General features: G+C 62.7%; 20 protein-coding genes. 14 read left to right on the top strand and 6 right to left on the bottom strand.

Going from position 1 to position 18947, the window contains the following annotated elements:
• Positions 1 to 42: 42 nt before the first annotated feature.
• Positions 43 to 1542, bottom strand: a complete 1500-nt coding sequence (locus AB8A50_RS08500; RefSeq protein WP_068731048.1) for a replicative DNA helicase — start codon at positions 1540 to 1542, stop codon at positions 43 to 45.
• A 357-nt stretch (positions 1543 to 1899) separates the two neighbouring features.
• On the opposite strand from AB8A50_RS08500, the gene AB8A50_RS08495 reads away from it, so the two are divergent.
• Positions 1900 to 2130 carry a hypothetical protein gene (locus AB8A50_RS08495; protein WP_093758286.1) on the top strand — a complete coding sequence of 77 codons (231 nt, stop codon included), beginning with the start codon at positions 1900 to 1902 and terminating at the stop codon, positions 2128 to 2130.
• Between the two features lie 6 nt (positions 2131 to 2136).
• Here the strand turns inward: AB8A50_RS08495 and AB8A50_RS08490 are convergent, their stop codons facing one another.
• Positions 2137 to 3387 (bottom strand): class I SAM-dependent methyltransferase, encoded by a 1251-nt coding sequence (locus tag AB8A50_RS08490; protein ID WP_439077397.1) that lies wholly within the window; start codon positions 3385 to 3387, stop codon positions 2137 to 2139.
• 256 nt (positions 3388 to 3643) lie between these two features.
• Between AB8A50_RS08490 and AB8A50_RS08485 the strand changes: the two genes are divergently transcribed.
• Positions 3644 to 4783: a hypothetical protein gene (locus AB8A50_RS08485; protein WP_439077396.1), complete on the top strand. Its 1140-nt coding sequence runs from the start codon at positions 3644 to 3646 to the stop codon at positions 4781 to 4783.
• Positions 4784 to 4871: 88 nt separating this feature from the next.
• Here AB8A50_RS08485 and rplI read toward each other — a convergent pair whose 3' ends face one another.
• From rplI to rpsF, 4 genes are all read right to left on the bottom strand, one after another.
• The gene (gene rplI, locus AB8A50_RS08480; RefSeq protein WP_089263933.1) at positions 4872 to 5456 is read right to left on the bottom strand and encodes a 50S ribosomal protein L9; all 585 of its coding nucleotides are present in this window, start codon (positions 5454 to 5456) and stop codon (positions 4872 to 4874) included.
• Positions 5457 to 5499: 43 nt separating this feature from the next.
• Positions 5500 to 6471 carry a hypothetical protein gene (locus AB8A50_RS08475; protein ID WP_439077395.1) on the bottom strand — a complete coding sequence of 324 codons (972 nt, stop codon included), beginning with the start codon at positions 6469 to 6471 and terminating at the stop codon, positions 5500 to 5502.
• Positions 6472 to 6595: 124 nt separating this feature from the next.
• Positions 6596 to 6835, bottom strand: coding sequence for a 30S ribosomal protein S18 (gene rpsR, locus AB8A50_RS08470; protein WP_002711478.1), 240 nt, complete (start codon positions 6833 to 6835; stop codon positions 6596 to 6598).
• Between the two features lie 5 nt (positions 6836 to 6840).
• Positions 6841 to 7314 (bottom strand): 30S ribosomal protein S6, encoded by a 474-nt coding sequence (gene rpsF, locus AB8A50_RS08465; protein ID WP_068731054.1) that lies wholly within the window; start codon positions 7312 to 7314, stop codon positions 6841 to 6843.
• Between the two features lie 369 nt (positions 7315 to 7683).
• Between rpsF and fabD the strand changes: the two genes are divergently transcribed.
• From fabD to AB8A50_RS08405, 12 genes are all read left to right on the top strand, one after another.
• On the top strand, positions 7684 to 8643 hold the full coding sequence (gene fabD / locus AB8A50_RS08460; protein WP_439077394.1) for an ACP S-malonyltransferase: 960 nt from the start codon (positions 7684 to 7686) through the stop codon (positions 8641 to 8643).
• 21 nt (positions 8644 to 8664) lie between these two features.
• On the top strand, positions 8665 to 9402 hold the full coding sequence (gene fabG, locus AB8A50_RS08455; protein ID WP_089263936.1) for a 3-oxoacyl-[acyl-carrier-protein] reductase: 738 nt from the start codon (positions 8665 to 8667) through the stop codon (positions 9400 to 9402).
• Positions 9403 to 9699: 297 nt separating this feature from the next.
• The gene (locus AB8A50_RS08450; protein WP_006020277.1) at positions 9700 to 9939 is read left to right on the top strand and encodes an acyl carrier protein; all 240 of its coding nucleotides are present in this window, start codon (positions 9700 to 9702) and stop codon (positions 9937 to 9939) included.
• A gap of 124 nt (positions 9940 to 10063) precedes the next feature.
• Entirely contained in the window at positions 10064 to 11329 is a 1266-nt protein-coding gene (gene fabF / locus AB8A50_RS08445; RefSeq protein ID WP_093758291.1) for a beta-ketoacyl-ACP synthase II, read from the top strand.
• A 114-nt stretch (positions 11330 to 11443) separates the two neighbouring features.
• Positions 11444 to 12727, top strand: coding sequence for an endolytic transglycosylase MltG (gene mltG, locus AB8A50_RS08440; protein ID WP_175366145.1), 1284 nt, complete (start codon positions 11444 to 11446; stop codon positions 12725 to 12727).
• Positions 12728 to 12846: 119 nt separating this feature from the next.
• Positions 12847 to 13734, top strand: a complete 888-nt coding sequence (locus AB8A50_RS08435; protein ID WP_439077393.1) for a YicC/YloC family endoribonuclease — start codon at positions 12847 to 12849, stop codon at positions 13732 to 13734.
• 2 nt (positions 13735 to 13736) lie between these two features.
• Positions 13737 to 14411: a guanylate kinase gene (gene gmk, locus AB8A50_RS08430; RefSeq protein ID WP_093758293.1), complete on the top strand. Its 675-nt coding sequence runs from the start codon at positions 13737 to 13739 to the stop codon at positions 14409 to 14411.
• A 4-nt stretch (positions 14412 to 14415) separates the two neighbouring features.
• The gene (locus AB8A50_RS08425; protein WP_231080469.1) at positions 14416 to 15039 is read left to right on the top strand and encodes a TIGR00725 family protein; all 624 of its coding nucleotides are present in this window, start codon (positions 14416 to 14418) and stop codon (positions 15037 to 15039) included.
• An 85-nt stretch (positions 15040 to 15124) separates the two neighbouring features.
• Entirely contained in the window at positions 15125 to 15913 is a 789-nt protein-coding gene (locus AB8A50_RS08420; protein ID WP_089263942.1) for an ABC transporter permease, read from the top strand.
• Positions 15910 to 16950: an ABC transporter ATP-binding protein gene (locus AB8A50_RS08415; protein ID WP_089263943.1), complete on the top strand. Its 1041-nt coding sequence runs from the start codon at positions 15910 to 15912 to the stop codon at positions 16948 to 16950. The genes AB8A50_RS08420 and AB8A50_RS08415 overlap by 4 nt, the downstream gene beginning before the upstream one ends.
• Before the next feature lie 11 nt (positions 16951 to 16961).
• A complete protein-coding gene (locus AB8A50_RS08410) occupies positions 16962 to 18041 on the top strand; it encodes an extracellular solute-binding protein (protein WP_439077392.1) in 1080 nt (359 codons plus the stop codon).
• Between the two features lie 72 nt (positions 18042 to 18113).
• Positions 18114 to 18938: an ABC transporter permease gene (locus tag AB8A50_RS08405; protein WP_439077391.1), complete on the top strand. Its 825-nt coding sequence runs from the start codon at positions 18114 to 18116 to the stop codon at positions 18936 to 18938.
• The last annotated feature ends 9 nt before the right edge of the window (positions 18939 to 18947 follow it).

The following is an 18947-nucleotide window of genomic DNA, read 5'->3' as shown; positions in this document are numbered from 1 at the left end:
GCACAATATGCGCGCGTCAGAGACGGTTCAACCGCACGCGCGTCACTCCTGCGGGGCGCGGAACTGGGCGCCACCGGCGAGATCGCTGAAGCGGGTGAACTGGCCTTCGAACTGCAGGTCGACGGTGCCTGTGGGGCCGTGACGCTGCTTGGCGATGATGACTTCGGCCTTGCCGTGCGCAAGATCCATCTCGAGCTGCCATTTCTCGTGTTCGGGAGTGCCGAGTCGCGGCTCCTTGGCCTGCAGATAGTATTCCTCGCGATACACGAAGACCACCACGTCGGCGTCCTGCTCGATCGATCCGGATTCACGCAAGTCGGACAGCTGCGGATGCTTGTCTTCACGATTTTCGACCTGACGCGAGAGCTGCGACAGCGCGACTACCGGGCAGTTCAGTTCCTTCGCCAGCGCCTTGAGGCTGGTGGTGATCTCGGTGACTTCCTGCACGCGGTTGTCGGAGCGCTTGCCGGAGCCCTGCAGCAGCTGGATGTAGTCCACCATGATGACGTCGAGGCCCTTTTGCCGCTTCAGGCGGCGGGCGCGGGCGGTGAGCTGCGAGATCGACAGGCCGCCGGTTTCGTCGACGTAAAGCGGCAGGTTCTGCAGCTTGATGGTGTAGTCGCGGATCTTGTCGAATTCGGCTTGGGTGATGCCGCCGCGGCGGATCGCGCTGGAGGAAATCTCGGTCTGCTCTGCGAGAATACGCGTGGCGAGCTGTTCGGCCGACATTTCGCAGGAGAAGAAGCCGACGACGCCGCCATTGATGGTCTTCATGCTGCCGTCGGGCTGCACTTCGGACTGATAGGCGGCGGCGATGTTGTAGGCGATGTTGGTGGCCAGCGAGGTCTTGCCCATGCCGGGACGTCCGGCTAGCACGATCAAGTCGGAGCGCTGCAACCCGCCCATACGGGCATCGAGATCGCGCAAACCGCTTGAGATGCCCGAAAGCTTGCCGTCGCGCTGATAGGCGTTGGCCGCCATGTCGAGCGCGGTGGTCATCGCCTGGGAGAAGCGCTGGAAGCCGCCGTCATAGCGGCCGGCTTCGGCCAGCTCATACAGCCGGCGCTCGGCATCCTCGATCTGGGCGCGGGGAGCGAAGTCCACCGGCGCGTCATAGGCGACGTTGACCATGTCCTCGCCGACATTGATCAGCTGGCGGCGGATTGCCAGTTCGTAGATCGTGCGGCCGTAATCCTGCGCATTGATAATGGTGGTGGCTTCGGCGGCGAGGCGGGCGAGATATTGGCCCACGGTCATGCCGCCGAGATCCGTGTCGGTCGGCAGGAAGGTCTTCAGCGTCACGGGAGTGGCGATCTTGCCGGCGCGCACGATGGCAGCGGCCGTTTCGAAGATGGTCTGGTGGATCGGCTCGAAGAAATGCTCGGCCTTGAGGAAGTCCGAGACCCGGTAGAAGGCGTCGTTATTGACCAGGATCGCGCCCAGCACGCCCTGTTCCGCCTCGATATTGTGCGGCGCCGACCGATAGGCGGGGGTGCCCGCCTCGGGGGTGAGCTTGAGAACGTTCGAATCGAATGCGGCCATGGTCTCTATTGGGTCTTCCGAATTGGGCGGATGAACGGCGTGGTCACGCGGGCGTCGGCGACTAAGCGCCTGACGGTCTCCGAGTGGAAGGACGAAGCGGCCTTATGCACGATTCACACATCAAGGCGGGGGAATTCCGGCCGGTGGCGCGCATTGCGCTTGACGCTTCCACCGCAGCAAGGGGAGGGGTCTGAATCATTGCTTAAGGAACCCGGAAAAATTGCGCCCCGCGCCTGAACCGGATGGCGATCTCTCGCACTTATAAGAGAGCCAGCCGCTGGCAGGCACGGCAGTGCCGGAACCCCACGGGGAGCCGGGCGTTGGCTTCAAAACGAATAAGAGGCGAAGGATAGATCCATGAGCCAGCGTCACCAGCATCCCGATGCCGGAACTCAGGCTGCCGGAACCGACGGTTCTGCGTGGTTGTCCACGCTGATCGACACGTTCGAGCGCACCGCGCAGCTTGAAAATGTCCCATGCGATACGAAAGCGCTCTCCGCCGCCAAAGCGCGCCTCCAGCGCCCCGCCATTTTGCGGCCGCGGCCTGTCTTGCGCCGCCGGCAGGCGACGCTCCTATTCCAGCACTAAACCAGCCTATTCGCCGGCAATCTGCAGACGCGGTTGCCGGGTCCGTTCCCTGGCTCGAAGCCGATCTTCCTCCCGCCCGATATAATCCCGCGTGAACGGCACAACGTCCTGACGTTTGGTGAGTTGGATTTGGAAGTTCATCACGTTCTGCATGCGAAACGACATTTCGGACGCCGCCAGATAGAACTCCCACATCCGCGCAAAGCGCTCGTCATAGAGCCGCACGGCTTCCTCGCGTCGTGCCATGAAGCGCTCGCGCCATGCCTTGAGCGTCTCGGCATAATGCAGCCGCAGGATTTCGATGTCCGAGACCAGTAACCCGGCCCGTTCGATCGCCGGGAGAACTTCCGACAAAGCGGGGATGTAGCCGCCGGGGAAAATGTACTTGGCGACCCATGGATTGGTGATGCCAGGTCCCTCAGGGCGACCGATGGAGTGCAGCACCATGACGCCGTCCTCGGTCAGGAGTTCAGCGCATCGCTTGAAGTAGGTGTCGTAATGGTCGACGCCGACATGTTCGAACATGCCGACGGAGACGATGCGGTGGAATGGACCGGGGATGTCGCGATAGTCCTCGAGCAGGAATTTTGCGCGGTCTTTGAGGTTTTTCTCGCCGGCCCGGGCATTGGCGACCTGCAGCTGTTCGGTGGACAGCGTAACGCCGGTGACATTGGCACCGGTCATCTCTGCCAGATAGAGCCCAAGGCCGCCCCAGCCGGAGCCGATGTCGAGTACGCGTTGGCCTTTTTCGATGAGCATCTTGGCCGCGAGGTGGCGCTTCTTGGCGAGTTGGGCGTCGTCCAGAGTCGCGTCCGGTCCTTCGAAATAGGCGCAGCTATATTGCTTGTCGGCATCCAGAAACAATGAGTAGAGCCGGCCGTCCAGATCGTAGTGATGGGCAACGTTGTTGCGGGAGCGCTTGCGGGGATTGAACTGCTGGGCGTGGCGCAGGACGTAGCGGAGCCACCATTGCAGCTTGGCCCAGCGGGGCGCCATGTCGGGCTGGTTCAGGGCGATGGCGAGCAGGTCGGCAATGGTGCCACGCTCCATAACGAGGAGCCCGTCCATGAATATCTCGCCGAGTGCCAGTTCGGGATCGAGAAGTAGTCGGCGTTGGGCGGCTTTGGTGACGAAGCGGGCAGAGACGGGAGGTCCGGAGCCATCACCGAAGGTGAATTGTTGGCCGGAGGCCGTAGTGAAGGTTATTGCCCCTCGGCGAATGTACTGACTCAGGAAGAATCGCAACAGACGGTCCATCGAAATCACCCCAATGATCCGATCACGCGCAAACTGAAGCAACAGCGTAACTTCCCGCCGTGCACGAGATCAACTGTCTCCCTAGCTCTTGAGTAGAAGATAGTAGTGGTGCACCGCCTGTGCCAATGCGCACGCTGCAATGCCGCTATCCCGATTGTTCCGATCACATCGTTGCGATATGTCGATGCTTCCATTCACGTCACAATCGGATACAAGGTGATCCGCGTGATTAAGCTAGCCACATCAGGAGATTGAAATGTTGAGCCGAGCGCTCAGTTTAGCGACGGTGATGCTCCTGATTGGCTTCGCGGCAGTCCCGGCACAGGCCCAAAACCTCGAAGCCGGAAAGTCACCCTCCCAGATTTTCGCGGGCGGCTGTGCCGTCTGCCATAAAAGTCCGCGCGGGCTGCTGAAGACGGTGGCACCCGGTCAGTTGCCGGCCTTCCTGCGCCAGCACTACACCACAAGTACAGATATGGCGGCGTCGATGGCCGCTTATGTCGTGTCCAACGGGGCGGCCGACCGCCGTCCTGCCGGGGATAACCTGACGCGTCAGGGCCGTGAACTCACGACCGAGCAGAAGCCGGCCCCGGCCGATGCCAAGCCCGGTGCTGCGCCGCCGCCCGAGGCTCCGCCGCCGGGCCGCCGGCTACGTCCGCAGGAGGCCGCCAAGCCCGAGGCCGATGTTGCACCAGCTCAGGCCGAGCCCGGCACGCGCCAGGGCCGCAATGCCCGGCGACAGGCGCGCCCGGCGACAGACAATCTCGAAGCGAAGCCCGATGCAGCCAAGCCCGTAGACGCACAGTCGCCGGCTGCCGCCGAAGCAGAGCGTCCCGCGCAGAAGCAAAAGCTTGGCAAGAAGGGACGCCGCCATCAGGAAGAGCCGCCGAAGGCCGAACCTGTGAAGGACGAGCCCAAGGTCGAACCCAAGACTGAGCCGAAGGCTGAACCCAAGACTGAGCCGAAGGCTGAGCCGCGGCCGGAGCCGGCCAAGACCGAGCCTGCGAAGCCCGCTGAAGAGAGCAAGCCTGAGGCGAAGCCCGAAGCCAAACCTGAGACGCCGGCACTTCGTCCAGATCCCGTTCCGTCGGTCACGCCGGCACCGAAGGCGCCTGAAGGGGAAAGCCGTCCGGCGCCGCCTGCGCCGGCAGCCCCAGCGTCTCCGCCCGCAGCAACGCCGGCCCCGGCACCTGTGGCTCCAACGCCTCCGCCAGCCGCTGCTCCGCCGCCAGCGGTCGTGCCTCCCGCCACTCCGCCAGTGCCCGCGCCGACTCCTGTAGCTCCAGCTGCGCCTTCGCCGGCACCGGCCGCGCCGCCACCACCGCCTCCGGCGTCGGCTGCACCACCGGCGCCTCCGGCCTCGTCAGGCTCGCCGGTGCCGCCGATCTCGCAGTAGACGGTTCAACCGCCTCTCAACAACGGAACAAAAAAGCCCGGCCAATCTGGCCGGGCTTTTCTCGTTTGAGCAGAAGCTTCGTGTGGACTTAGCCGTTGTCTTCTTCGGCGTTGCCCTGTGCGTCCGGATCGAAGAACTCGCCGGCGGCGGCGAGTGCTTCGGCGGCTGCGTCCTGATCTTCCTGACGGCTCGAGATGTCTTCGCCGCGGTTGATGCGCTCGGCTTCGTCGGCCGAACGGGCAACGGTGACGCTGACGCTGACTTCGACTTCCGGATGCACGGCGATCGAGATCTTGTGCTGGCCGATGGTCTTGATCGGCGCGTCGAGCAGCACCTGGCTGCGGGCGAAGGTGACGCCGTCAGCTTCGAAGGTGGCGATGATGTCGCGCACCGACACCGAGCCGAACAACTGACCGGTTTCCGACGCCTGACGGATGATGACGACGTTGCGGCCGTCGATCTTCTCGGCAACCGTGGTGGCTTCCGCCTTGGCCTTGATGTTGTTGGCTTCGAGGTCAGCCTTCATGCCGTCGTACTTGGCGCGGTTGTCGGCGGTGGCGCGCAGCGCCTTGCCACGCTTCAGCAGAAAGTTGCGGCCGTAGCCGTCCTTGACGCGGACGACTTCGCCCATCTGGCCGAGCTTGGCGACGCGTTCGAGCAAAATGACTTCCATGATCGTTCTCCTTTAAGTGTTGAGAGGTGTTGAGTTGAGTTGGTCAGGCCACCGTCGTCGAAGAAGGTGGCTTGCGTGCGAGAAAACGTTGGCGAAATCCGAAGAAGGCATCGGCGAGGCCGAGGCCAACCATGGTGAGGATGGGCCAGCCGAGGACGAGCACCATGGCGTAGGTCAGACCGAGCACCATCACGCGGCTTTTCATGCCCATGGTCAGCATATGCAGCGCGGCGAAGCCGGTGAGGGCATAGGCCATCATCAGCGCCGAGGTGACGATCTGCGAAAAGATGCCGACGATGCCGCCCATGAAGGACAGTGCGATGGCCAGACACAACGCGACCATCGTCATCGGCGGCAGTGCTGCGGATTTCAGCTCAGGCCACGGCCGATTCAGCCGGCCTGATGTCACGATGATGCGGCCGGCGAGCCAGAGATTGAGCGTCAGCGTCATGATCGCGACGATGGCGGCGGCAGCCGGAGCGATCGTCACCAGCGCATTGATGACCTGTTCGGAGTCGCCAGCGCCGCCGCGCGATCCCAGGATGCGGGTCAGAGCGCGGCGCAGCGCCGAGACGATAGTGTCGCCATCGGTGCCGAGCGTCAGCAGCGCGCCCATGGTCGTGAATGCGGCGAAACCCGCTGTCCACAGCAGCATACGGCCCACCGGATACCATTCGACCACGGGCGGTGTCGCGGCTGCGCCATTCACGCCCGGCAGTTCTGCAGTCACTGGACGGCCGAGCAATGCGAGATGGCCAAGCCACCAGGCGGGCAGCGCCACAGTGAAGACGAAGGCGGCGAGATAGGGCATGCCGAACAACAGGCCGAGCGAGGTGCCGGCTGCGATGCCGCCGATGGCAGCAGTCACCGGACCCCAGCCGAGAGCGGCCACCATCAAGGGCAGCGGCGCGAGATAGAACAGCAAAAGGGAAATCAACGCGCCCGAAATGATCGAGGCGAACATCAGCGCTGAGGCAGCGCCGGCGGCAAACGCGATGAGAAGACTTGCGATCATCAGCTGTCCCGCCCCCTTTGAGCGGTTAGAGGCACTTGCCCCAACCATCGGCGACCGGACGACCCGGAAGCCTTATGAGAAATAGAAGCGACCGGCGGCACGAGGCCGCCGGTCGAAAACCGCCTTAGCGGATAACGTAGGGCAGCAGACCGAGGAAACGCGAGCGCTTGATGGCGCGGGCGAGTTCACGCTGCTTCTTAGCGGAGACGGCCGTGATGCGGCTCGGCACGATCTTGCCGCGCTCAGAGACGTAACGCATCAGCAGCTTGGAATCCTTGTAGTCGATCTTCGGCGCGTTCGGACCCGTGAACGGGCAGGTCTTGCGACGGCGGAAAAACGGACGACGTGCACCAGCTTCAGCCATTATTCTTACTCCTCAACCGATGCTGCTTCGTCGTCGCGCGGACGACGCGGACCACGATCACCACGGAAGCCACCGCCTTCACGGTCGCCACGGAAACCGCCGCCTTCGCGGTCGCCACGGAAGCCACCGCCACGGTCGTCGCGCTCACGATCACGATCAGCTTTGCGCATCATCGCGCTCGGGCCTTCCTCGTGCTCTTCGACGCGGACGGTCAGATAACGAATGACGTCTTCGCTGATCCGCTCCTGGCGCTCGATCTCGGTGACCGCCGCGGACGGGGCATCGAGGTTCATCAGCACGAAGTGCGCCTTGCGATTCTTGTTCATGCGATAGGTCAGGGAGCGCACGCCCCAGTTTTCCATCTTCACGACCTTGCCGCCGAGACCTTCGACGATGCCGGTCATCTGGGTGGTGAGGTCTTCGACCTGCTGTGCGCTCGCATCCTGACGTGCGAGAAATACATGCTCATAAAGAGGCATGGCTGTCCTTTCCAAGGTTAGCGCGTTTCCCGGCGGCAAGCCCTTCGAACCCTTATGGAAAGGACTCGATATTGCTCAGAAGGCGGGAGCACGGGACGACGGACCAACTGGCCCTATCGCAACAAACCTGTGTGTGATTTTGCTGTGACCGTCCGTTCAGCTCCCGGCCGGGATCTGCGGATCGGGGCCTTATACGGATTTTCCCAGTAATGGCAAGCGAAACAGGGGCCAAATGAGCGGATTCCGGGAGCGCGCGGGAACCCGGATCGTGGTGCATCCTGGGCGCTGCGGCTTGACATTCCCCGTCGTGCCAGTGTCTTACGGCGCACGTTTGAACGAGTTTAAGCCAAAAAACATGACGGGGCGTCAATGACCGCAGCATTTACCTTTCCGGGGCAGGGGTCCCAGGCGGTCGGCATGGGCAAGGCGCTTGCGGATGCATTTCCCGCCGCCAGGGCCGTGTTCGACGAGGTCGATTCGGCTCTCGACGAGAAGCTGACCGGCATTATCTGGGACGGCCCGGCCGAAACCCTCCAATTGACCGAAAACGCCCAGCCGGCGCTGATGGCGGTGTCGCTGGCGACCATGCGAGTGCTTGAGGCCGAGGCCGGCATCTCGCTGGCCAGGGACGCAGCTTTCGTGGCCGGCCACTCGCTCGGCGAATATTCGGCGCTGGCAGCGGCCGGAAGCCTCTCAGTCACGGATGCGGCCCGCCTGCTGCGGACCCGCGGTCTGGCCATGCAGAAGGCCGTGCCGGTGGGTGTCGGCGCCATGGCGGCGTTGCTCGGTCTCGATTACGAGACCGCCGTGGCCGTGGCTGAAGAAGCTGCACAGGGCGAAGTGTGCCACGCCGCCAACGACAATGGCGGCGGTCAGGTGGTGGTGTCCGGCAACAAGGCTGCGGTCGAACGCGCGCTGGAGATCGCCAAGACGAAGGGCGCCAAGCGTGCGATGTTGCTGCCGGTGTCGGCGCCGTTCCATTGCAGCCTGATGCAGCCCGCCGCCGACGTGATGGCGGAGGCGCTGGCCAAGGTCACGATCAACAAGCCGGCGGTGCCGCTGGTGTCCAACGTGCTGGCCGCGCCGATCTCGGATCCGGATGAAATCCGCCGCCGCCTGGTCGAGCAGGTCACCGGCACCGTGCGCTGGCGCGAATGCGTATCCTATATGGCAGGCCAGGGCGTGACGCGCTTTCTTGAGGTCGGCTCCGGCAAGGTGCTGAGCGGACTTGTCAAACGCATTGCCGAAGGCGCCGTCGGCGTCGCCGTCGGCGGACCCAATGACATTGCCGCCGCCAAGGATGCGCTCGCAGCAGCGCGTTCGGCGTAAGCGGCCAGAGGAGAAGACAAGATGTTCGATTTGACAGGCAAGACGGCGCTCGTGACCGGCGCGACTGGTGGCATCGGCGAAGCCATCGCCACGGCTTTGCATGCGCAGGGCGCAACGGTGGCACTGTCCGGAACGCGCAAGGCGGTTCTCGAAACGCTGGCCGCGAAGCTCGGCGATCGCACGCATGTGCTGCCGTGCAATCTTTCCAACGCCGCTGAGGTCGAAGAGTTGGTGCCGTCAGCCGAGAAAGCCATGGGCCAGCTCGACATCCTCGTCAGCAATGCCGGGATCACCCGCGATAATCTGTTCGTCCAGTTGAAGGACGAAGACTGGGATGACGTAATCAACGTCAATCTGACCGCGACCTTCCGCCTCGCACGCGCCGCAACCAAGCTGATGATGCGCAAGCGCTTCGGCCGCATCATCGCCATCACTTCGGTGGTCGGCGTGACCGGAAATCCCGGGCAGGGGAATTACACCGCAGCGAAAGCCGGCCTGATCGGCATGATGAAAACGCTGGGGGCGGAATACGCCAAGCGCAACGTGACGGCCAATTGCATTGCACCCGGTTTCATCGCAACGCCGATGACCGATGTGCTCAATGACAAGCAGCGCGAAACGATTCTGACCAAGGTGCCGGCAGGGCGTCTCGGCTCGCCGGAAGATATTGCGGCAGCAGCGGTCTATCTGAGCTCAAATGAGGCGGCCTACGTCACCGGACAGACGATTCATGTCAATGGCGGCATGGCGATGATCTAAGCGTCGGGGGAACCCCAACGTCGTGATTTAATTGAGGTTTGGACAGTCACCGGGCTATGTGGCCAAGCCAAATGAAGTATGGTAACCGAACCTCCAACGGTGGGGCAAAGAAGGCCATTGCAGGAATTTGAAACCCTGTATATTGGCGGGGACGAGCCTGCCGTTTTCGCGAGGCTCCGTCCGGGACGACGGGGTCAATCCAGAGACGCGCAACTGCGCAAGGTTTAACGAGTTAAACGCTCCACGATGGCTCGTATCGTCTGCGGACGGGCCCAATGTAACAAGCACGAGGTTGATATGAGCGAGATTGGCGAGCGAGTGAAGAAGATCGTGGTTGAACACCTTGGTGTTGAACCCGAGAAGGTGGTCGATGCCGCGAGCTTCATCGATGATCTCGGCGCTGATAGCCTCGACACGGTCGAGCTCGTGATGGCGTTCGAAGAAGAGTTCGGCTGCGAAATTCCGGACGATGCCGCCGAGACGATTCTGACCGTCGGCGACGCAACCAAGTTTCTCGAGAAGAACGCAAAGAGCTGACACCTTCGCGCGACACATTTTGAAGCCGGCCGGATTGCGTTTGTGCGATCCACCGGCTTCTTGCTGTGACGCGTAGGCATTGCTCAAAGGCATTGGCTCAAGGATGGGCCATGGAGGTACGACAATGAGGCGGGTGGTCGTCACAGGCCTTGGCATGGTGTCGCCACTTGGCTGCGGCGTCGAGCCGACCTGGAAGCGCATCCTCAACGGTGAGAGCGGCGCAAAGCGGATCGATACATTCGATGTATCCGATCTCACCAGCCAGATCGCCTGTGTGATTCCACGCGGCGACGGCACGGGCGGTACCTTCAATCCCGACCAGTGGATGGAGCCGAAAGACCAGCGCAAGGTCGACGACTTCATCATCTATGCGATGTGCGCCGCCAAGCAGGCGCTCGACGATGCCAACTGGCACCCCGACAATGAAGACGATCGCTGCGCCACCGGCGTGATGATCGGCTCCGGCATCGGCGGTCTGTCCGGCATTGCCGATACCGCATTGCTTCTGAAAGAGCGCGGCCCGCGCAAAGTGTCGCCGTTCTTCATCCCCGGTCGCCTGATCAATCTCGCTTCGGGCTATGTCTCGATCGAGCACGGCCTCAAGGGCCCCAATCATTCCGTCGTCACCGCATGTTCGACCGGCGCGCACGCGATCGGCGATGCCAGCCGTCTGATCGCGCTCGGCGATGCCGATGTCATGGTCGCCGGCGGCACCGAGTCGCCAATCAGCCGTTTGGCGATGGCCGGCTTCGCGGCAGCACGCGCGCTGTCGACCAATTTCAACGAAGCGCCGGAGAAAGCGTCGCGGCCCTACGATAGGGATCGCGATGGTTTCGTCATGGGCGAGGGTGCCGGCGTCGTGGTGCTCGAAGAGTACGAGCACGCCAAAGCGCGCGGCGCACGCATCTATGCCGAGATCATCGGTTACGGTATGTCGGGCGATGCCTATCACATCACCTCACCGACGCCCGATGGCGATGGTGCGTTCCGCAGCATGAACGCTGCGATGAAGCGCGCCGGCATTGCCGCGGCCGACATCGACTACATCAATGCGCACGGCACCTCGACGCCACTCGGCGACGAGATCGAACTCGGCGCGGTTCAGCGCCTGCTCGGCAATGCCGCGTCAAAAGTGTCGATGTCATCGACGAAGTCGTCGATCGGCCACCTGCTCGGTGCGGCTGGTGCGGTCGAGGCCATCTTCTGTGTGCTTGCGATTCGGGATAACATCGCGCCGCCGACGATCAATCTCGACAATCCGTCGGTGGAAACTGCGATCGATCTCGTCGCATTGACCCCGCGCAAGCGCGAGATCAACATTGCCTTGTCGAATTCATTCGGTTTCGGCGGTACTAATGCGTCCGTGATCCTACAGCGCGTGGCTGGTTAGAGAACCTCCACCGTTTCGCCGTATTCCGCGCTAATTCCTACACTGGGCGTATGTTATTGACAGGGATCGTGTTTGTCCCCGTCACGATTGAACCGACAGGATCAGGTACTATCGATGAGTGAGAGGCCGCCCATTTCGCCGAGGAGCCCGCGTGCCGCGCTGGAGCCGGAGCAGGTTCCGCCGCCGCCGAAGCGTTCCGATCATGCGCGTAATCCGCTCGTGGTTGCCGGTAATGCCATCATCACCATCATTATCGTCGCCATGCTCGGTGCAGGTGGCGCCTATGTCTATGGTCGCCAGGCGCTGGAAGCGCCGGGGCCGCTGCAGGAAGAAAAGGTCGTCAATATCCCCGCGCGTGCGGGCAAAGGCGACATCGCCGAAGCGTTGCTGCGCGAAGGCGTGATCTCAGCCAATCGCTGGGTTTTCATCGGCGCCGTGTTTGCGTTGAAGGCCAGCTCGGAACTGAAGCCCGGCGAATATCTGTTCCAGAAGAACGCCAATCTGCGCGATGTCATCGGCACCATTGTCGAAGGCAAGGTCGTGCAACACTCCATCACGATTCCCGAGGGCCTGACCTCCGAGCAGATCGTCGCGCGTTTGACCGATAACGACATCTTCACCGGCTCGATCCGTGAAATGCCACGCGAAGGCACGTTGTTGCCCGAGACATACAAATTCCCCCGTGGCACGCCGCGCGACCAGGTGATCCAGCGCATGCAGCAATTGCAGAAGCGCGTGCTGGCCGAAGTCTGGGAACGCCGTAACGCCGACATTCCGGCGAAGACGCCTGAACAGCTGGTGACGCTCGCCTCGATCGTCGAGAAGGAAACCGGCCGCGCCGATGAGCGCAGCCGGGTGGCCGCCGTGTTCGCCAATCGCCTGCGCCAGAAGATGAAGCTGCAGTCCGATCCGACGATCATCTATGGCATCGTCGGCGGCAAGGGCACATTGGGTCGTCCGATCAAGCGCAGCGAGATCCAGCAGCCGTCGCCCTACAATACCTATGTGGTGGAAGGCCTGCCGCCGGGCCCGATCGCCAATCCGGGCCGTGCGTCGCTTGAGGCGACTGCCAATCCGGCACGCACCCGCGACCTGTTCTTCGTTGCCGACGGCACCGGCGGTCACGCCTTTACCGAAACCTACGACGCACACCAGAAGAACGTCAGCAAGCTGCGCGCGCTCGAGAAGGCCGTCCAGAACGACGCTGTCGAGCCGCCGGAAGAGGCTACTGCTGCGCCTACCGGAGCGGCGACGGATCCTGCCGCCGCGACGGGTACAAGTCCGGTCAGGCCCGCCGCACCGGCCAAACAGCGTGCCCGTACGGCTCCTGCGCCAGCCGCGCCGGCGCGTCAGGGCGCTGCGCAGTCGACGGGTACACCGCCGGTTGTTCAGCAATAGGCCGTACCACCAAGCCTGCGCTGGCTTCTGCTTCGAATTCCCCTTGGCCTGAAAAGGCCCTAACCTGAGCCGGTTCGCGCCTTGCGAATCTTACTCGTATTCTTTGGAGACGTTCCGCGATGGCGTTGTCGAGCATGACCGGCTTTGCGCGAAGCCACGGCACCAGCGGGCCTTATAGCTTCGAGTGGGAGCTGAAATCCGTCAACGCCAAGGGCTTCGATTTGCGCTTCCGGATGCCCCCGGGTTTCGACGAAGTCGAGGCGGTCGCCCGCAAGCGCGCCACTGAAGTGCTGTCGCGCGGCACGGTTTACGCGAACCTCGCCGTTAAGCGCAGCAATGCGGCTTCGACCGTGCGGATCAACGAAGAGGTGCTGAATTCGGTGCTGCGTATTGCCGCCGAATTGGCCAGCAAGATCGACGCCGTCGCGCCGAGCGTCGATGGTCTAATGAATATCAAGGGCGTCATCGAAGTGGTCGAGCCCGAGGCTGACGAGGCCGAGGACAAGGCGGCGAAGGCTGCCGTGGCCGCAGCATTCGAAGAGGCCCTCACCGCGCTGGTCGCCATGCGCAAGCGTGAGGGCATGACGCTTGGTGACATCCTGTCCCAGCGTCTGAACGAGATCGAGGCATTGTCGCAGAAGGCCGAGGCCGCGCCGGGCCGCAAGCCCGAAGCGATCCGTGCACGGCTCGCGGAACAGATCGCGACGTTGCTCGAGGCGTCGGATCGTTTCGATAGTGATCGGCTGAATCAGGAAGCGTTGATGATGGCGACCAAGGCCGACATCCGCGAAGAACTCGACCGCATCGCGTCGCACATTTCGCAGTCGCGCGAAATGATCAAGAAGGGCGGTCCGGTGGGGCGGCGGCTGGATTTCCTGTCGCAGGAGTTCAATCGCGAGGTCAACACCTGCTGCTCGAAATCCAACGATCTGGAATTGACCAGCACCGGCCTCGAAATGAAGAACGTGGTCGAGCAATTCCGTGAACAGGTACAGAATCTGGAGTGACCATGTCCGGGGGCAGCCGAAATTCTCAAGAAGCTGGCTTTGATGGAGTCGAACGGCGCGGGCTGATGTTCGTGCTGTCATCGCCATCCGGTGCCGGCAAGACGACGCTGACGCGGCTGCTGATCGACCGGATGCCGGGGCTGCAACTGTCGGTCTCGGCCACGACGCGCCCGATGCGGCCCGGAGAGGTTGACGGCAAGGACTACATCTTCGTCGACAAGCCGCGCTTCGAAAAAATGGCCAAGGGCAATGAACTGCTCGAATGGGCCACGGTGTTCGACAACCGCTACGGCACGCCACGTGCACCGGTGGAAGCCGCGCTCTCAGCCGGCAATGACGTGCTGTTCGATATTGACTGGCAGGGTACGCAGCAACTGCGTGAGAAAGCCCGGGCTGACGTCGTCAGCGTCTTCATCCTGCCGCCCTCGGCGGCTGATCTCGAAAAGCGTCTGCATACTCGCGCGCAGGATTCCGACGAAGTGATCCGCGGGCGCATGAGCCGTGCCAGCCACGAGATGAGCCACTGGGCTGAATACGACTATATTGTCATCAACCACAATGTGGAAGAGGCCTATAGCGAGGTGCAGTCGATTCTCAAGGCCGAGCGCCTGAAGCGCGAACGCCGCACCGGCCTGACATCTTTCGTGCGCGGATTGCAGCAAGAACTCGAAGGCTAATACCATGCAGGCATTGTTCTGGAATGAGCGCACGCAGCAGCTCAGCGATGGTGCACGGGTATTCGATCCGCTGGCGTTGAATTGGCACGACGATAGTGCCGCGCAGGGCGGCGAAGCGGTGACCGCTTCCGAAGCACTGCTGCGGCTTGCAGCAACGCGCAAGCTGCGCCGTGTGCCCATCGGCATCATCGGGCCGCGAGACGCGACGCAGGCGCAACGCGATCTCGCTGAACAGATGGGCGCAGCATTGGCCCGCCATGGTCTGCAATTGCTGTGCGGCGGCAAGAACGGCGTGATGGAAGCGGCGTGCAAGGGCCATGCACAGGAGGGCGGCATGCCTGTTGGTCTGCTGCCCGACGAGGAATGGCACGCAGCCAATCCCTATGTTGCGATCCCCATCGCAACGGGCATCGGCCCCGCACGGAATGCCATTATCGCGCGCGCATGTCTCGTGCTGGTCGCGATTGGCGGAGGTGTCGGGACACTCTCGGAGATGGCGCTGGGACTACAGTTCAATCGTCTGGTGCTGGCGATGGCCGATGCGCCAGAGGTGAATACGGTCGAGCGCGTCGCTGATGTCGACGGCGTCATTGCTCGCATCGCAGCACGCCTTCTCGCAAATGCATAACTTTGCTGCTCTGTCATAAAACTGATATGCCGCCGTTATACTGAGGCGCAGACTTCAGCATCACATTTGACAGGGGACATGGCTCGTGCCGTTCGTCGCGATCGCCTATCTGATTTTTCTCGCGGCGCCAGTCCTGTTGTTGTTCGTCGGCTCTTTTGGAGAAGTCTGGAGCGGGACGCTGCTGCCGTCAGGCTTCACCTGGCGCTGGTATCAGGAAGTCGCCGGCGATCCCAGCTTTCGCCGCGCTTTCATCACCAGCCTGAAGATCGTCGCGACCACCTGCATTCTCAACATCCTGATCGGCCTGCCGCTCGCTTACGCCATTCATGCCGGCGCGCGGGGTGGTGTGCGGCTCGCGGCGCGGATCGTCACGCTGATGCCGATTGCCGTGCCCGAACTGGTTCTGGCTTTCGGCTTCATCCTCGTCTTCTCGTCGGACGCATTGCCGTGGCTCGGCAGTTTTTGGCTGCTGGCGGCGGGGCACCTCGTATTGACGCTGCCCTATACGGTGACGGCTCTTGTCGCCGATATGGATCAGCTCGGGCTCGCCGAATATGAGCACGCAGCCGCAACGCTCGGCGCATCGTTTCCGGCACGTATGTGGGACGTCACACTGCCGCAGCTGCATACGAGCCTGCTGTCCTGCATGCTGACAGTGGCAGCGCTGTCGATCGGTGAATTTCAATTATCCAATCTGGTCTCTGGCTTTCTGTCGCGCACCTATCCTGTGGTGCTGTTGCAGGCGTTCTATGGCGCGACGGGCTTTGCCTGCGCGGCCACCGTCGTATTGCTTGGGCTTGCGATGATCGCATCGCTGACCAGCGGGCTGACGGCGCGGGTCACCGGCCGGCGTAAAGTGGGGGCAGGCGCGTGACGCTGCGATACGATCAAGTGAGCTACAGCTATCCCGGCACGAGCACTGGTGTGTTCGACATTGCCCTGGAGATCGGCCGCGGCGAATTGCTGGCGATCATCGGCGCGTCGGGGTCGGGCAAGTCGACGATTTTGAAATTGCTGGCGGGATTCCTCAAGCCTGACACCGGGCGCATCCTGATCGATGGCAAGGATGTCGGAGCGTCACTGCCCGAGGCGCGTCGTCTGGGTGTCGTGTTTCAGAACTATGCGTTGTTCCCGCATATGCGGTTGTGGGAAAACATCGCCTATCCACTGAAGGTGCGCGGTATCGCCAAGCAGGAACGGCGCGCGCGGGCCATCGAGATGCTGGGACGTGTCGGCATGGGCAAGCGCGCGGAAGACTATCCAGCGGAATTGTCGGGCGGTCAGCAGCAGCGCGTCGCGCTCGCGCGTGCGTTGGTGTTCGAGCCGCAAGGCCTGCTGCTCGACGAGCCGCTGTCGGCGCTCGATGCGGGGTTGCGACTGGAAATGCGTGACGAAATTCTGCGTGTGCAGCGGCAGGCAGGAATCGCGACATTGCTGGTGACGCATGATCAGGAAGAGGCGTTGTCGATTGCCGACAAGGTCGTGATGATGCGCGACGGCCGCATCGTGCAGATCGGCACGCCGCGCGAATTATACGAGACACCGGCCGATGCCAGTGTCGCGGCCTTTGTCGGTCAATCCAACCTGTGGCCCGGCAGCATTTCCGGTGACGGCATGGTGACAACGCCGGTTGGCGCGCTGGCCTGCGACACGCAGGGCAAGAGCATCGGTGCGAAGGTCACTGTGTTCGTGCGTCCTGAACGGGTCGAGCCGATCACAGGACCCGTCGATGCGAGCAATCCATGTTGCTTCGCCGGCTCCATGTCCGCCGACCGTTACCTCGGCCCTGTCAGGCGCATCGATATGGCCGTCGCCGGCGGGGCCATCCGTCTCGAAACCCATCTGCGCGGGCCAATCACCGGCGTGACGATCCCGCACGATGCCATCCGCCTTCTTCCCCCGACCTCATAAAGGAGATCGACATGAACCGACGCAAGTTTCTGAGCGGCGTTGCCGCAGCTTCCCTCACGATTGCCATCAGCCCGGCCGCATGGGCCTTCGAAGGCGCCGAACTCTATGCCGGTGAAAAGGCGCTGTACGAAGCCGCCCGCAAGGAAGGCCTCGTCGTGTCGTTCGATACCGGACCGACCTGGGCCAACTGGGCCAACCAGTTCAAGGCCTTCCAGAAACGCTATCCCGGCGTCGAGATGGTCTACAATGACCTTGGCTCGGCGGCGACCGTCGTTGCCCTCGACAAGGCGCGCAATCGCCCGCAGGCCGACACGGCTTATTACTTCGCGGCCTCGGCGCTCGACGCTGTCAAGGTCGGCGTCGTCGATGGCTTCAAGCCGGTAAATTTCGACAAGCTTGCCGAGCCGCTGCGAGAGACCGATGGCCGCTGGTTCACCATTCACACGCTGAGCATAGCCTTCCTAGTCAACACCAAGCTGGTCAAGACCGTGCCGGAGAGCTGGGCTGATCTTCTGAAGCCGGAATACAAGAACGCCATTGTGTATCAGGATCCGCGCTCGACGGGGCAGGGCCAGGTGGTGGCCTTCGCCGCAGCCTTCGGCAATGGCGGCAGCATGGACAATGTCGCGCCGGGTATCGATTATCTGGGCAAGCTGACCAAGGCCGGCAATGTGCTGCGCACGGTCGGCACCACGCCTTATGCACAGTTCCTGAAGGGTGAGATCCCGATCTGGATCGGCTATGAGAACGATGGTTTGAAGGCCAAGTTCACCGACGGTCTCGGCGATGGCGTGTCCGTCGTCATTCCGAAGGAAGCCTCAGCTGCCGCGCCTTACGCAATCTCGCTGGTGAAGAACGGCCCAAACCCGAATGCCGGCAAGCTCTGGCTCAACTTCATCATGAGCGATGAAGGCCAGAAGATTTTCGCCGAGGGTTATGTGCGTCCGGCGGTGCCCGGTGTCGCCCTGCCGCCGAGCGTTGCCGACAAGATGCCGGCCGCGCCGCAGGTGCAGGCCATGGATATCGCCAAGGCCACCGCAAAGAAGGCGGAGATCGACGCCGGCTGGGCCAAGGCCGTTCTCGGCCAGTAAGCCGAACTCACCAAAGCGATCTCCGCGATAGCGCGGGGATCGCGTTTTCGTCATTACGGAATAAAGATCACGATGAGCGCGCGCGTTCCGATATCCATGCTCGCTGCCTTTGCCGTTCCCGGCAGCGTGGTGCTGGGACTGTTCTTCCTAATCCCCGTCTGTGCGGTGCTCGTCGGCGCCTTCGCGGATGGCGGCAGCGCCTTCGGCCGCCTGGCTGGTGATCCGGTGTTCTGGAACGGCCTGCGCGGCACAATGGTGCTGGGGACTGTCGCGCCGTTGTTCTCGCTCGTCGTCGGCTTCTGCGTGGCGCTTGCGCTGGCGCGGTTCGCGCCGGGCCTGCGGACGGCCGCCTTGATCGCGATCTCGCTGCCGCTGACATTTTCCGGGCTGATCGTCGCCTATGGTTTTATCCTTCTGCTCGGCCGTGCCGGCTTCTTGACATTGTTGCTGGCTAAGCTCGGCTTCGATCCCGCAGTGATCGGTGGCTTCATCTTTTCACCGGTGGGTCTGGGGCTGGCCTATTCCTACTATCTGGTGCCGCGCGTCGTGTTGATCGTGCTGCCGGCGATCAGCAATTTCGATCACAACCAGATGCTAGCCTCGCGCTCGCTCGGTGCCGGGAGTTTCCGCACGCTCGTCGAAGTGATGCTGCCGCAAATACTACCCAGCCTGATCGCAGCCTATTGCCTGACGGCTGCGGTCGCGGTCGGCGCCTATGGCACCGCGCTGGCGCTGGCCGGCACGCAGGTGAATATCCTGCCGCTGGTGCTCTACAGCAAGATCTCGGAGACGGGCACCGATCTGCCGGCCGCATCCGCAGCATCGATCGTGCTGGTTGCGATCTGCGCCGTCGTCGTGGCGATCGGCGAGGCGATGCGTCCGCAGCGCAAGTCGTAGTCGCTGCCG

Source organism: Tardiphaga sp. 841_E9_N1_2, from assembly GCF_051811065.1.
GTDB lineage: Bacteria > Pseudomonadota > Alphaproteobacteria > Rhizobiales > Xanthobacteraceae > Tardiphaga > Tardiphaga robiniae.
Note: the sequence above shows the minus strand (reverse complement) of the source record. Positions and strands in the feature narration are given on the sequence as shown.